Origin of the sequence: Aeromonas sp. sia0103 (assembly GCF_963895295.1) — a bacterium.
In the GTDB taxonomy this organism is placed as follows: Bacteria; Pseudomonadota; Gammaproteobacteria; order Enterobacterales; family Aeromonadaceae; genus Aeromonas; species Aeromonas encheleia.
Genome location: NZ_CAWQKG010000061.1, coordinates 18956 through 31932, shown reverse-complemented (window position 1 = coordinate 31932; position 12977 = coordinate 18956). Strand labels below are relative to the sequence as shown.

The 12977-nt window shown below is 62.8% G+C and carries 16 protein-coding genes; 12 read left to right on the top strand and 4 right to left on the bottom strand.

Going from position 1 to position 12977, the window contains the following annotated elements; all coding sequences use genetic code 11:
- Positions 1-57 precede the first annotated feature (57 nt).
- The 5 genes from rnr (at position 58) to AACW18_RS18885 (ending at position 5201) form a co-directional block, all read left to right on the top strand.
- Positions 58-2424 carry a ribonuclease R gene (gene rnr / locus AACW18_RS18905; protein WP_218291199.1) on the top strand — a complete coding sequence of 789 codons (2367 nt, stop codon included), beginning with the start codon at positions 58-60 and terminating at the stop codon, positions 2422-2424.
- Entirely contained in the window at positions 2421-3170 is a 750-nt protein-coding gene (gene rlmB / locus AACW18_RS18900; RefSeq protein WP_042652148.1) for a 23S rRNA (guanosine(2251)-2'-O)-methyltransferase RlmB, read from the top strand. Before rnr ends, rlmB begins: the two co-directional genes overlap by 4 nt.
- A gap of 10 nt (positions 3171-3180) precedes the next feature.
- Positions 3181-3747: a Crp/Fnr family transcriptional regulator gene (locus AACW18_RS18895; RefSeq protein ID WP_218389545.1), complete on the top strand. Its 567-nt coding sequence runs from the start codon at positions 3181-3183 to the stop codon at positions 3745-3747.
- 56 nt (positions 3748-3803) lie between these two features.
- On the top strand, positions 3804-4259 hold the full coding sequence (locus AACW18_RS18890) for a GNAT family N-acetyltransferase (RefSeq protein WP_218291202.1): 456 nt from the start codon (positions 3804-3806) through the stop codon (positions 4257-4259).
- 105 nt (positions 4260-4364) lie between these two features.
- Positions 4365-5201 carry an EamA family transporter gene (locus tag AACW18_RS18885; protein WP_218389544.1) on the top strand — a complete coding sequence of 279 codons (837 nt, stop codon included), beginning with the start codon at positions 4365-4367 and terminating at the stop codon, positions 5199-5201.
- 38 nt (positions 5202-5239) lie between these two features.
- Here AACW18_RS18885 and AACW18_RS18880 read toward each other — a convergent pair whose 3' ends face one another.
- Together AACW18_RS18880 and AACW18_RS18875 are read right to left on the bottom strand one after the other, a co-directional pair.
- Positions 5240-6088, bottom strand: a complete 849-nt coding sequence (locus tag AACW18_RS18880; RefSeq protein ID WP_218389543.1) for a hypothetical protein — start codon at positions 6086-6088, stop codon at positions 5240-5242.
- 109 nt (positions 6089-6197) lie between these two features.
- Entirely contained in the window at positions 6198-7421 is a 1224-nt protein-coding gene (locus AACW18_RS18875; RefSeq protein ID WP_218389542.1) for an Nramp family divalent metal transporter, read from the bottom strand.
- 235 nt (positions 7422-7656) lie between these two features.
- On the opposite strand from AACW18_RS18875, the gene rpsF reads away from it, so the two are divergent.
- The 4 genes from rpsF to AACW18_RS18855 all read left to right on the top strand — a co-directional run bounded on the left by rpsF (position 7657) and on the right by AACW18_RS18855 (position 9646).
- Positions 7657-8043 carry a 30S ribosomal protein S6 gene (gene rpsF / locus AACW18_RS18870; protein WP_042652154.1) on the top strand — a complete coding sequence of 129 codons (387 nt, stop codon included), beginning with the start codon at positions 7657-7659 and terminating at the stop codon, positions 8041-8043.
- A 32-nt stretch (positions 8044-8075) separates the two neighbouring features.
- A complete protein-coding gene (gene rpsR, locus AACW18_RS18865) occupies positions 8076-8306 on the top strand; it encodes a 30S ribosomal protein S18 (RefSeq protein ID WP_005313392.1) in 231 nt (76 codons plus the stop codon).
- Between the two features lie 49 nt (positions 8307-8355).
- The gene (rplI, locus tag AACW18_RS18860) at positions 8356-8802 is read left to right on the top strand and encodes a 50S ribosomal protein L9 (RefSeq protein ID WP_042011812.1); all 447 of its coding nucleotides are present in this window, start codon (positions 8356-8358) and stop codon (positions 8800-8802) included.
- Between the two features lie 100 nt (positions 8803-8902).
- On the top strand, positions 8903-9646 hold the full coding sequence (locus AACW18_RS18855) for a ferredoxin--NADP reductase (protein WP_218389541.1): 744 nt from the start codon (positions 8903-8905) through the stop codon (positions 9644-9646).
- Between the two features lie 35 nt (positions 9647-9681).
- Here AACW18_RS18855 and AACW18_RS18850 read toward each other — a convergent pair whose 3' ends face one another.
- Entirely contained in the window at positions 9682-10038 is a 357-nt protein-coding gene (locus tag AACW18_RS18850; RefSeq protein WP_218389540.1) for a hypothetical protein, read from the bottom strand.
- 252 nt (positions 10039-10290) lie between these two features.
- Here AACW18_RS18850 and AACW18_RS18845 point away from each other — a divergent pair, with 252 nt between their 5' ends.
- Positions 10291-11277, top strand: coding sequence for a Preprotein translocase subunit SecY (locus AACW18_RS18845; RefSeq protein WP_218389539.1), 987 nt, complete (start codon positions 10291-10293; stop codon positions 11275-11277).
- 49 nt (positions 11278-11326) lie between these two features.
- Here AACW18_RS18845 and AACW18_RS18840 read toward each other — a convergent pair whose 3' ends face one another.
- Complete coding sequence (locus tag AACW18_RS18840) at positions 11327-11485, bottom strand: hypothetical protein (RefSeq protein WP_170175991.1); 159 nt, start codon at positions 11483-11485, stop codon at positions 11327-11329.
- 65 nt (positions 11486-11550) lie between these two features.
- Between AACW18_RS18840 and AACW18_RS18835 the strand changes: the two genes are divergently transcribed.
- Positions 11551-12516, top strand: a complete 966-nt coding sequence (locus AACW18_RS18835; protein ID WP_218389538.1) for an NADP-dependent oxidoreductase — start codon at positions 11551-11553, stop codon at positions 12514-12516.
- Positions 12513-12950, top strand: a complete 438-nt coding sequence (locus AACW18_RS18830; protein WP_218389537.1) for a YqaA family protein — start codon at positions 12513-12515, stop codon at positions 12948-12950. The genes AACW18_RS18835 and AACW18_RS18830 overlap by 4 nt, the downstream gene beginning before the upstream one ends.
- Positions 12951-12977 lie beyond the last annotated feature (27 nt).

Here is a 12977-nt window from a genome sequence, read left to right as displayed (position 1 = left end):
CATTAGCTCCCCCCTTCGATATAATGTCTTCATTATTACCTACCCTAAGGCCTGCTTATGTCTCAAAAAGATCCTTTCCTCCAACGCGAGGCCGAAAAATACGAAAACCCCATCGCCAGCCGCGAGATGCTGCTGGAGCTCATCAAGGGCCATGAGAAACCCATGTCCCGGGAAGAGTTGGCCAAGGCCCTCAAGCTGACCGAAGAAGAGCCGCTGGAGGCCTTGCGCCGTCGTCTGCGCGCCATGGAGCGCGATGGGCAGCTCGTGTTCACCAGGAACCAATGTTACGCCCTGCCGGATCGTCTGAATCTGGTGAAAGGCTATGTGCTCGGCCATAAAGATGGATTCGGTTTTCTGCGCCCCGAGGGTGGTGGATCGGATCTCTTCCTGAACAACCGTGAGATGCAGCGCCTGATGCACGGCGACTACGTGCTGGTACAGCCGACCGAGATCGATCGCAAGGGCCGGCAGGAGGCCAGACTGGTGCGCCTGCTCAAGCCCCGCGAGGCTGACATCGTCGGCCGCTACTTCGTCGAGAACGGGGTCGGCTTCGTGGTGCCGGATGACAGCCGCATCGGCCAGGACATCCTCATCCCCGAAGGGGAGAACAAGGGTGCCCGCCAGAGCCAGGTCGTGGTCGTTCGCATCACCCAGCGCGCCACCTCCCGCATCAATTCGGTCGGTACCGTGCTGGACGTGCTGGGCGAGAACATGGCGCCGGGCATGGAGATCGAGATCGCCCTGCGTACCCACGGCATCCCGCACACCTGGCCGGAAGAGGTGACCAAGGAGGTCGCCGGTCTGGGCGAACAGGTGCCGGAGAAGGCCAAAGAGGGTCGTATCGACCTGCGTGCCCTGCCGCTGGTCACCATAGACGGGGAAGATGCGCGTGACTTCGATGACGCCGTCTTCTGTGAAGCCAAGCGCGGTGGCGGCTGGCGCCTGTGGGTCGCCATCGCGGATGTCTCCTCCTACGTGAAGCCCGGCACGGCGCTGGATGCCGAAGCCTATCAGCGCGGCAACTCCGTCTATTTCCCCGAGTTCGTGGTGCCCATGCTGCCGGAGGTGCTCTCCAACGGCCTCTGCTCCCTGAACCCGCAGGTCGACCGGCTGTGCATGGTGTGCGAGATGACCATCTCCGCCGCCGGCCGCATGTCCGGTTACAAGTTCTACGAAGCGGTGATGAATTCCCACGCGCGCATGACCTACAGCAAGGTGGCGGCGATCCTGGATGGCGAGCCCAAGCTGCGTCAGCAGTACGAGCCGCTGGTGGGCCACATCGAGGAGCTCAACAACCTCTACAAGGCGCTCAAGCACGCCCGTCACCAGCGTGGCGCCGTGGAATTCGAGAGCGAAGAGACCCGCTTCATCTTCAACGCCCAGCGCAAGATCGACCAGATAGTGCCGCTGGTGCGCAACGATGCCCACAAGATCATCGAAGAGTGCATGATCCAGGCGAACGTGGCCGCGGCCCGTTACATCGAGAAGAACGAAGCCTTTGCCCTGTTCCGGGTGCACGATCGTCCGGGCGAAGAGCGCCTGACCGGTTTCCGTGACTTCCTGGCCGAACTGGGTCTGGAGCTCAAGGGGGGTCTCGAGCCCGAGCCGAAGGACTTCGCCGAGCTGGCCGCCAAGTTTGAGGGGCGTCCGGATGCCGAGCTGCTCTCCACCATGTTGCTGCGCTCCATGCGCCAGGCGGTCTATCAGGCCGACAACATAGGTCACTTCGGTCTGGCCCTGAAGTCCTACGCCCACTTCACCTCGCCGATCCGCCGCTATCCGGATCTCATCCTGCACCGCGCCATCAAGTACCAGACGGCCAAGGAGCAGCAGGGCAACCTGCGCCACAAGTGGACCCCGAGCGGGGGTTATCACTACCAGCTGGAAGAAGTGGATCCCATGGGCGAGCACTGCTCCATGACCGAGCGCCGTGCCGACGATGCGACCCGCGACGTGGCCGACTGGCTCAAGTGTGAGTACATGCTGGATCACGTGGGTGACGAGTTTGATGGCGTCATCGCCAGCGTCACCGGCTTCGGTTTCTTCGTCCGTCTGGCGGAGATCCACATCGACGGTCTGGTGCACGTCAGCACCCTCACCAACGACTACTACCAGTTTGATCCCCTGCACATGCAGCTGATCGGCGAGAACTTCCGCCGTCGCTACCGCCTGGGTGACAAGGTACGCGTCAAGGTGATGGGCGTGAACCTGGACGATCGCAAGATCGACTTCGTGATGGTGGAAGCGCCACTCACCGGCAAGGATGGCAAAGAGGTGGTGCGCAAGCCCGCCAAGGGTGGCCAACGTCACGATAAACGCAAAGAGAGCAAGGATAGCGGCAAATCCGACAAGGGTGGCCGTGCCAAGCCCAGCAACAGACGACCGAGCAAGAAGGCTCGCGAAAAGACCAAGAGCACTAAATGAGTACAGAACTGATCTACGGCATTCACGCTGTATCCGCGCTGCTGGAGCGCACCCCGGAGCGCTTCATCGAAGTGTGGGCCCTCAAGGGCCGTGAAGACGACAGGTTGCAGCCCCTGCTGGACGAGCTGGAAGCGCTCGGCCTCAAGGTGCAGAGCGTGAACCGCAAGACGCTCGATGATAAAGCCGAGGGCAACAATCACCAGGGCATCATGGCCAAGGTGATAGAGGCGCCCAAGCTGGCCGAGCACGATCTGGCCAGCCTGCTGGACAGCCTCGCCTCGCGACAAGCCCAGCCCTTCCTGCTGGTGCTGGACGGGGTGACCGATCCGCACAACCTCGGCGCCTGCCTGCGCAGCGCCGATGCGGCCGGGGTCCATGCGGTCATAGTGCCGCGGGACAAGGCCACCGGCCTGACCTCCGTCGTGCGCAAGGTCGCCTGTGGCGCCGCCGAAGTGGTGCCGTTGATCCAGGTCACCAACCTGGCCCGCAGCCTGCGCGAGTTGCAGGAACGGGGTGTCTGGCTGGTCGGCACCGCCGGCGAAGCGGATCACGATCTCTATCAGGCCAAACTGACCGGCCCGATGGCGCTGGTGATGGGCGCCGAGGGCAAGGGCATGCGTCGCCTGACGCGCGAGCACTGCGACGAGCTGGTGAGCATCCCGATGGCCGGGGCTGTCTCCAGCCTCAACGTCTCGGTGGCGGCGGGCGTCTGCCTGTTCGAAGCCGTGCGTCAGCGCCGCGTCTGAGCCAAGGGTGATGGACAGACCCCCGTTCAGCCGGGATCGGGTCACAGATGAGCAGGAGGCCACGCGCCTCCTCTCTTTTGCCCGCTCGCTGACGCTCGCCCCCCGAGCCTGCCTCTGGCACGCCGGTGACAGCCCCGATCTGCTGGTCAGGGTGGAGCAGGGCTTGCTGCGGGCCAAGGTGGTGCTGGCGGATGGGCGCGAGTACATCAAGGAGTTCTACTGGGAGGGGGACGAGTTCATCGACTTCCACCACCTGCTCAGTGGCGAGCCCTCCCGCTACAGCGTGGAGGCGCTGGAGCCCTGCCGGCTGCAGCTGTTCGCCCTGGCCGATCTGCGCCAGCTCAGCTGCTGGCCCGCCTGGTATCAGCACCTGCTGGCGGTACAGCTGCGCATCAAGGAGGAGAAGGAGCTGTTGCTGCTGACCGAGAGCCCCCAGGCCCGCTACCAGCACTTCCTGCAGAGCTTCCCGGCCCTTGATGCCAGGGTGCCGGATCACCAGATCGCCGCCTATCTCGGCATCAGCCCCATCAGCCTCAGCCGCATTCGCAAACGGCTTAAAAGTCTTAACAAAGGTTAATGCCGGTCTGGCTGCGCTCCCCTATGCTGGCGGGCCTAATCGATAAGGAGTTGCCGATGAACTGGAGTCTCAAGGCCTGGTCCGAGCTGACCACGGACGAATTGTATGATTTGCTGGCCCTGCGGGCCGAAGTGTTCGTGGTGGAGCAGACTTGCCCTTTCCAGGATCTGGATGGGCTGGATCGCCGCGAAGGGGTGCTGCACCTGCTCGGTTACGAGGGGCGCCATCTGGCGGCCTATAGCCGGATCATGGCACCTGGCATAGGTGACGAACATGGCTGCGCCATCGGCCGGGTGGTTACCTCGCCCCAGTCGCGGGGCGGCGGCCTGGGTCACCGGTTGCTGGCGGAGGCCGTCAGGGGCTGTGAGGCTAGCTGGCCGGGTCACTCCATCTGGCTCGGCGCCCAGGCTCACCTGCAAGGCTTCTACGGTCAGCACGGTTTCGTGGCGGAAGGGGAGGGCTATCTCGAAGACGACATCCCCCACATGGGCATGCGCAAAACGGCGGTCTGAGCCCGGGCCTGGATGTCGGGCAAGGGGCGCCAGTTTGAGATGGCTCCCACACTGCCGTGATACAAACGGATATGATCGGCCCCCCATCTTGACTGGAACGTTGTCGTGACCCCCACCCTCTTTGCGGCCATCCTGCTGGCCGCCCTGTTACACGCCCTCTGGAATGCGTTGGCCAAGCGCCAGGCCGAGGGGCGCGTCAGCGTCTTGCTGGTCTCCCTCTGCTCCGGCCTCTTTGCCGCGCCCTTCCTGCCCCTGGTGGGGTGGCCGGCCGCCACCGAATATCCTTGGCTGGCGCTCTCCATCCTGCTGCACTGCGGTTATTGCCTTTTCCTCGGCCGGGCCTACCGGCTCGGCGAGTTCGGCCAGATCTATCCGCTGGCCCGTGGCAGTGCGCCCCTGCTGACCCTGTCGCTGGGGGCGCTGCTGTTGGGGGAGGTCCCCGGTGGGCTGGCGGTGGCGGGCGCCTTGGTGCTGGTGAGCGGGGTGCTGTTGATGGCCTGGCGCGGTGGCATCAGGCTGGCGCCTGCGGCCCTGAGTGCCGTGCTGATCACGGCGTTGTTCACGGCCGGCTATACCCTCTCCGATGGGGCGGGCGCCCGCTCGGCCGGTGCGCCGGTGCGCTACACCCTCTGGCTGTTCACCCTCACCGCGCTGGTGATGCCGCTGCTGATGCGCTGGCAGAGTCGCACCGCCTGGCGGGATCTGGATGCCGCGGCCTGGTATACAGGCGCGCTCGGCGGTGCCTTGTCACTGCTGGCCTATGGCATCGTCATCTGGGCCATGACCCAGGCGCCCATCGGGCTGGTGGCGGCGCTGCGCGAGAGCAGCGTGCTGTTTGCGGTGCTGCTCTCCTGGTGCTGGCTGGGGGAGAAACTGGGCCGGGTCAGGCTGATGGCGGCGCTGGTGATCCTGTGCGGTATCCTGCTGATCCGGATCGGCTGAAGAGGGTCAGGCCGGGGGCGCCCGGCCTGAGGGTGGACTTAAGGGGTGACCCGGCTGATCAGGCTGAAGCCTTCGTCGGCGGGACTCAGCTGCACGCTGACCCGGCCCAGCGCGGCCAGGCTGTCGACATGGGTGCCACCGCAGGGGATGGTCACCTCCTGCCCCTCCAGGGTGCAGTGCCAGTAACGTGACTCTATGATGGCCTCACCGGCGCGGGAGCGGCGAATGTCGCCACCCTCCGCCAACCAACTGGCCAGCTGGGCGTTGATCTCCTGCTCGATGGCGGGCAGGGCCGCCAGCAGCTCGGCCACCATCACCCCCTTCTTGCGCAGGCTCTTGCCGATGCGATACAGCTCCTGCGAGCCTCTGGGCTCGACCCGCGAGGTCTGGATGGCGAGCCGGTCAAAATCGGGCTGGCCGAGGGCATCCCGCTCGCTCGGCTCCTTGCGCCAGTAAGGGGTCAGCACCCGGTTGAGGGCCAGCGCCGCCAGATGGCAGCCGCTATGGCCCAGGCTCAGGGCATGGCGGGCAACGGCATCTACCTGCAACTCGACTTGGGTCTCCACGGCCAGCTCATGCCTGCCCGTCAGCGGATGCACCACCACGAAGGCCCAGCCCTCGGCCCCCCGTTTGACCGGTATATCCTGATCCACGAACAGCTCGCCGTCCGGGCTGATGGCGCCCATGCGGCAGGGGCCCACGCCGGCTTCGCCACTATCCCAGCAAACCCTGCCCACATCGCCCGGTTGATCGGGCCAGAGATGGCTCTGGGGATGGAAGGGGCTGAGGTCGGTGACCAGCAGGGTCGGCTCGCCGGCCTGGCAATAGACTACCCTAGCCTGCTCTTGGTGATGGCCCAGCACGAAGCTGGCTCGGCTATGTTCCATGGATGGCTCCCGCGCGTTGCGAATGATAGAGAGAGCCGCAGCATACGCCAAAGCGAAGACAGGCTCATTAACCTGGGTTAATGAGCCTGTCAGTATATTGCCGACGGGGTCAGAGCATGGAGACCAGCAGATAGGCATTGAGGCCGATCACCAGGGCGACGATGAGTCGCCCCAGCGCCTGAGTCACCGGATGATTGCGATGCTGGCCCATGAGGGCGCGATCGCCGGTCAGCATCAGCAGCGGGATCAGCGCCAGCGCTATGCCAAAGCTCAGGATCACCTGGCTCAGCACCAGGATATCCGTGGTGTTGAGCCCCATGGCGATCACCACGAAGGCGGGGGCCATGGTGATGGCCCGACGCAACCAGAGTGGAATGGTGAAGCGCACGAAACCCTGCATCACCACCTGTCCGGCCAGGGTCCCCACCACGGTGGAGGAGATGCCGGACGCGACCAGGGAGAGGCTGAACAGAGTGGCGGCCGCCTGTCCCAACAAGGGCGTGAGCGTCTGGTAGGCGGACTCCAGCTCGGCCACGGGCTGGTCGCCCACCCCGTGGAAGGCCGCGGCGGCCATGGCCATCATGGCCAGGTTGACGAAGCCGGCGATGGTCATGGCGATGGCGACGTCCACCCGGGTGCTGTGCAGCCGCTGGGGGACCGTGCCCCTGTCCTGGGTGTGCTGGGTCAGTGCCGAGTGCAGATAGATGACGTGGGGCATCACGGTTGCCCCCAGCACGCCGGCGGCCAGATAGACGGCATCGCCGTTGGGCAGGCCGGGGAAGAGCGCCCCCTCCAGCAGGCTTGGCAGATGGGGGCGGGAGAAGACCAGCTCGACGATGTAAGCGGCGGCCACGAACAGCAGCAGGCCGCCCACCACGAACTCCAGCGGCTTCTGGCCGCGAGCCTGCAGCATCAGGATGGCCCAGGTGACCACGGCGGTGATGCAGGCCCCCTCCAGCAGGGTGACGCCCAGCAGCAGCTTGAAGCCCACGGCGGCGCCGATGAACTCGGCGAGATCCGTGGCCATGGCGATGATCTCCGCCTGCACCCAGTAAGCCCAGACCGCGGGTCTGGGTAACTTGTCCCGGATGTGTTCCGCGAGGTTCTTGCCGGTGACTATGCCGAGCTTGGCGGAGAGGGTCTGCACCAGCATGGCCATCAGGTTGGCCCACACCACCACCCACAGCAGCTGATAACCAAAGGTGGAACCCGCCTGGATATTGGTGGCAAAGTTGCCCGGGTCTATATAGCCGATGGCGGCGATAAAGGCGGGCCCCAGCAGGGTCAGCTTGAATTTGCGGGCCGGGATGGCCGTGCTCAGGGCGGGTTGCATACTGTCATCCTCCATAGGATATGAGGATAGAATAGATCTAAATGATAATTGTTATCAATTGAAGTTTTGCATCAGGCTCATCGATAAAAACATCTGTCGACGCCAGTTGCAGTGAGAGAGGCGATTTCGTACAATACGCCGCCCTAGAAAGCAGTGTCTAAACACCACTATGTTCCTTGCCTCCGAGGTTTGGCTGCACCTGGGCGGAGGCTGAATTAATCCGTAAGGAGCTAAAATGCGTCATTACGAAATCGTCTTCATGGTTCATCCGGACCAGAGCGAGCAAGTACCTGGCATGATCGAGCGTTACACCGGCGCTATCACCACCGCTGGTGGTACCATTCATCGCATGGAAGATTGGGGCCGTCGTCAACTGGCTTACCCGATCGACAAGCTGCACAAGGCTCACTATGTTCTGATGAACGTAGAAGCAGAGCAGGCCGTTATCGACGAACTGGAAACCAACTTCCGCTTCAACGATGCCGTTATCCGCAACATGATCATGCGCACCAAGCACGCCGTGACTGAAGTTTCTCCTATGGCCAAGGCCAAGGAAGAGCGCTTCGTCCGTCGTGACGACGAGCGCCGCGAAGATGCTGTTGAAGCGTCTTCCGAAGAGTAATTCTTAGATCAACGCATTAGAGGATAAAGGCCATGGCACGTTATTTCCGTCGTCGTAAGTTCTGCCGCTTCACCGCCGAGAACGTTACCGAGATCGACTACAAAGATATCGTTACTCTGAAAAACTACGTCACTGAATCTGGCAAGATCGTACCGAGCCGTATCACCGGTACCCGCGCCAAGTATCAGCGTCAGCTGGCACGCGCCATCAAGCGTGCTCGTTACCTGGCTCTGCTGCCGTACACCGATCTGCACAACAAGTAAGAATCGGTCCGGCACTTAAGCCTAACTCCACATTTATAGAGGAAAGGTAATGCAAGTTATCCTGCTCGACAAAATCGCCAAACTGGGCGGTCTGGGTGATCAAGTCGCTGTTAAAGCTGGCTACGCCCGTAACTATCTGATCCCGCAAGGCAAAGCCGTTATGGCTACCAAGGCCAACATCGAGACCTTCGATGCTCGCCGTGCTGAACTGGAAGCCAAACTGGCTGCCGGTAAAGCTGCCGCTGAAGAGCGCGCTGCCAAGCTGGGTGAACTGGCTGCCGTTGTCATCGCCTCCAAGTCTGGCGACGAAGGCAAGCTGTTCGGTTCCATCGGTACCCGTGACGTGGCTGACGCCATCACTGCTGCCGGCGTTGCTGTTGCCAAGAGCGAGGTCCGCATGGGCAACGTTCTGCGTAACACCGGCGAGTACGAAGTTGTTGTTCAGCTGCACGCTGACGTCAAGGCAACCGTACAGATCCAGGTTGTTGCTCTGTAATAGCGATTCGCTTTGCAGAAAAAACCCGCGCACATGCGCGGGTTTTTTATTTCCAGATCAAGGGGTAGAGTAGGGTTCTGTTCCTATGGAGGAGATCCTTATGGCTGCCTGGGTCGAAGGTCGGGTACTCGAGCGCATCGAGTGGACCCCCACCCTGTTTTCCCTGCGTGTGGAGGCGGATCTCGCCCCCTACAAGGCGGGGCAATTTACCAAGCTAGCCCTGCAACAGGGTGAGCGCCGCATTCAGCGGGCCTACTCCTTCGTCAATCCCCCCTCTGCCCCCTATCACGAGTTCTATCTGGTCGAGATCCCGGAGGGTGAGCTGACGCCGTCCCTCGGCTCGTTGCAGGCGGGGGACTCGGTGCTGGTCCAATCCCAGGCGACCGGCTTCCTGACCCTGGATGAACTGCCCGCCGGGCGCGATCTCTGGCTGCTCTCCACCGGCACCGCCATCGGTCCCTTCCTGGCCATGCTGGCGGACGGCGAGGCCTTCGATCGCTTCGACAACCTGATGCTGGTACACGGAGTGAGGAAGGGGGAGGAGCTGAGTTATCGGTCGCTTATCGAGAGCTTTGCCGAGCGGCACGGGCCGCGTTTTCACTACGTTCCCTTCGTCAGCCGCGAGGAGTGGCCCGGTGCCATGGCCGGCCGGATCCCGGCGGCCATCGGCGAGGGGCGCCTGCAGACGCGGGTCGGGCTAGAGTTCTCTGCCGTACATAGCCAGGTGATGATATGCGGCAACCCCGCCATGGTGAAGGAGACCCAGCAGACACTGCTTGAGCTGGGGCTGGCCAAGAACCTGCGGCGGGCCCCCGGCAATATCAGTGCGGAAAATTACTGGTAGCAGACAGCATTCAGGGGCCATGGGCCCCTGAATCGTTATTTGTTTTTGCCTTTCCCATTGCCCTTGTCTTTTTCTTTGTATTTCACGCTGCCGCCATTGTCCCAGTCGTCCTTGTCGTGGCCCTTGCCCGGGTTGTTGCCGCTGTGGACGCTGCGGTTGTAATGGTCACGGTACTTGCTGTCCATCTTGTCACAGTCGATCTTGACCCGGTCGCTGCTGATGTTCAGGCAGTTGTTCTGCCACCAGCCATATTCCCTGTCATCCCAATCCAGGTTGACCCGCACGTTGTCGGTCGAGATCTTGATGTCGTCGTTGTCGTAATTCTTGGGGGCGGCGATGGCCGCACCCTGAGCCAGGAACAGAGAGATCAGCAGTGTGGTGGTTTTGTTCATAATGGTCTCGATAACGGGGAAATATTCATCAGTGTATGTCTTTTAGCTTAGCCTCGGCGGAACTGAGTATAAAAGCACCAGCCATGGATTATGCCGAGCCGTGGCTCCCTGGGGCGGCAATTTGCCCAATTCGGTCGCGTTCTATTCACCTAGATGAGGATATGAAGGAATTCAAGTGATTAATCTTCATTCTGTGGCCTGGGCGACTATAATCGGCAGCCAACTTTTCCTCGGCACCACATCCTCTTCATCATGACTACACAGGCCACCGCCGCGCTGCGCTACCCCAAGGGGTGGTTCGCACTGACCACGGTTTACAGTTTTACCGGGTTGGCCATTCTGGCCTCCATCGTCTTCTCCCTGCTGCTGTTTCTCTCCATCGACGACAACCCGCTGATGAAGTGGCTGTTCGGCGGGCTGGCCATCATCTTCGAACTGGGCAAGTTTTACGTCTGGTACGAATACGGTGAGTGCAAGGCCCGGCGGGATCTCGGTGGTGCCTTCTGGTCGCTGCTGTTCTACAGCGTGCTGGCGGCCATCTCCATCGGTGGCAGCATAGGCGGCATCAACAGCGCCACCAACACCATACTGAGCCAGCAGGCGCGCCACGAGCGGGAAATTGCCCGCTTCGACGAGCAGATCGCCAGCATAGAGCGGCAGATCCAGCTCAACGAGGAGGCGGCCCGCAAGTACATAGAGATGGCACGCATCTCCAGCGGCGTCAGTGGCTTGCAGCAGGCCAACACCAAGCTCAGGCTGAAGCAGGACGATCTGCGCCAGGAGCGGGATGCCAAGCCGCTCAACGAGCAATCCTCCATGCTGGGGCTGATGAGTAGCCTGGCAGACGGGGTGGGCATGAGCATCAGCCAGGTGCAGTTCCTGCTGGTCTGCTTCCTATCTGTGCTGTTGGATGCGTTCGGTGCCTTCTTCGTCAGCCTGATCGGGGAGGAGAACCGCTTCCGCCGCCAGTGGCTGTGGCAACGGCAGCGCGCCGAGGCCGTGGCAGCATCCCCCGTCGAGCCTGTGGCGGTCGACAAACCGGCCCCGGCCCCCGCCCTGGTGGAGCGGGTGCGGGTCGCGCTGGAGAGCGGTGAGCTCAAGTGCAGCAAGCGCCGGGTGGCCGAGGTGCTGGCCATGCCGCTGGAGGAGGTGGACAGGGTGTTCCAGCATCTGCTGGCAGAGGGGGTGCTGGGGCAGGGCAGCAACCGTCATTACCATCTCAATGCACCAGCCAGTTGAGCGCGAGGCCACCCCAGGGTGGCCTTCTCGTTGCTGGGCGCGCTGAAGGCTAGTGCGTCAGCACCATCATCAGGCTGAAGAAGGCGGCCAGGCCACCACCGATGCCGATGATCCAGTAAAACCCCTTGGCCCCCTGTTTGAGCGGGATGCGGAAGTAGAGCAACAAGGCCCACCACCCCAGCGCCAGCAACAGAGGAATAAGAAACATTCGAGCCATGGTGTCCTCGCTGTTATTCTGTGGATCCTTGATCAATCAACAGGATGGATTGTGCAATGACGCAGCTACAGATTACCGCATTCGGCGACCCCTCGGTACTTAAGCTCAACCCTTCGCTCGACAAGGTTCCCGCCGAGGGGGAGGTCCGGGTGCGCATCTGTTATGCCGGGGTCAATCCTATCGATGCCAAGACCCGGGCCGGTCTCGGCTGGGCGGCGGCCCAGAACAAGGACAAGCTGCCCTGGACGCCGGGTTATGACGTGGCGGGGGTGGTAGAGAAGGTCGGCCCGGGCGTCAGCACCCTGGCGGAGGGGGACAGAGTGTGCGGTATGGTCGGTTTCCCGCTGGCGGGCGGCGGCTATGCAGAGAGCATAGTGGTGAGCGAGGGGGAGCTGGTCCTGCTTGACGGCGTGAGCCTCAAGCAGGGGGCGGCCCTGCCGCTGGCCGGGCTCACCGCCTGGCAGGGGCTGCTTGAGCACGGCGCTCTCAAGGCGGGGCAGCGGGTGCTGATCCTGGCCGCCGGCGGCGGGGTGGGGCACCTGGCGGTGCAGTTCGCCAGCGCCTATGGCGCCGAGGTGGTGGTGACGGCCAGCAAGGAAAACCACGGCTTCCTGCATGGGATCGGGGCCAGCAAGATGGTGGATTACCACGATGCGGACTGGGTTGCGCAGGTTGGCCGCGTCGATCTGGTGCTGGATCTGATGGGCGGCGAGAGTGGCAAGGCGGCGCTCGCCTGCGTCGCCGAGGGTGGCCGCCTGGTGACGGTGCCGACTATAACTGCGCAGTCGATCAAGGACGCTGGCGCCGCCCTGGGGATCGCGGTGAGCGGCATGCTGGTGCACCCCGACAGCAAGCAGCTGGCCCAGATGCTGATCCTGCTGCGTCAGGGCGATGCCCACATCACCCTGGCCGGCGAGTTCGAGCTGGCGGAGGGGGCGCTGGCGCACCAGGCCCTCGAGGGCGGCCACACCCGGGGCAAGCTGGTGCTGCGGATGCCCGCCGCCGGGCGCTATCCTGGATGATGGAGACGCTGGAAGCCGGGTTGGGCTGGCTGTTTCTCAGCGCCTTCACCTCGGCGACCCTGTTGCCCGGCAGCTCGGAAGTGCTGCTGGGGGTCATGGCAAACCAGGGACAGTGGAGCATGACCAGCCTGTTGCTGTGGGCCACCCTCGGCAATACCTTAGGGTCAATGACCACCTGGTGGCTCGGCTGGCTTGCCACATACAAGAAAAAACCGGAAGATTTTCAAGGTCGTGGGGAACAAAAGGCGCTAGGTTGGCTCAAACAACATGGCCACTGGTGCCTGCTGCTGGCCTGGACGCCGGTGGTCGGTGACGGTCTCTGTCTGCTGGCCGGCTGGCTGCGTCTCTCGTTCTGGCGCTCTCTCATTCTGATCGGGCTGGGCAAATTGGTGCGCTATGCCCTGGTTTTTCTGTTGGCCAAACAGGTCTTCTAGCCGCTTCTCTTCACTCACGAGGTAACC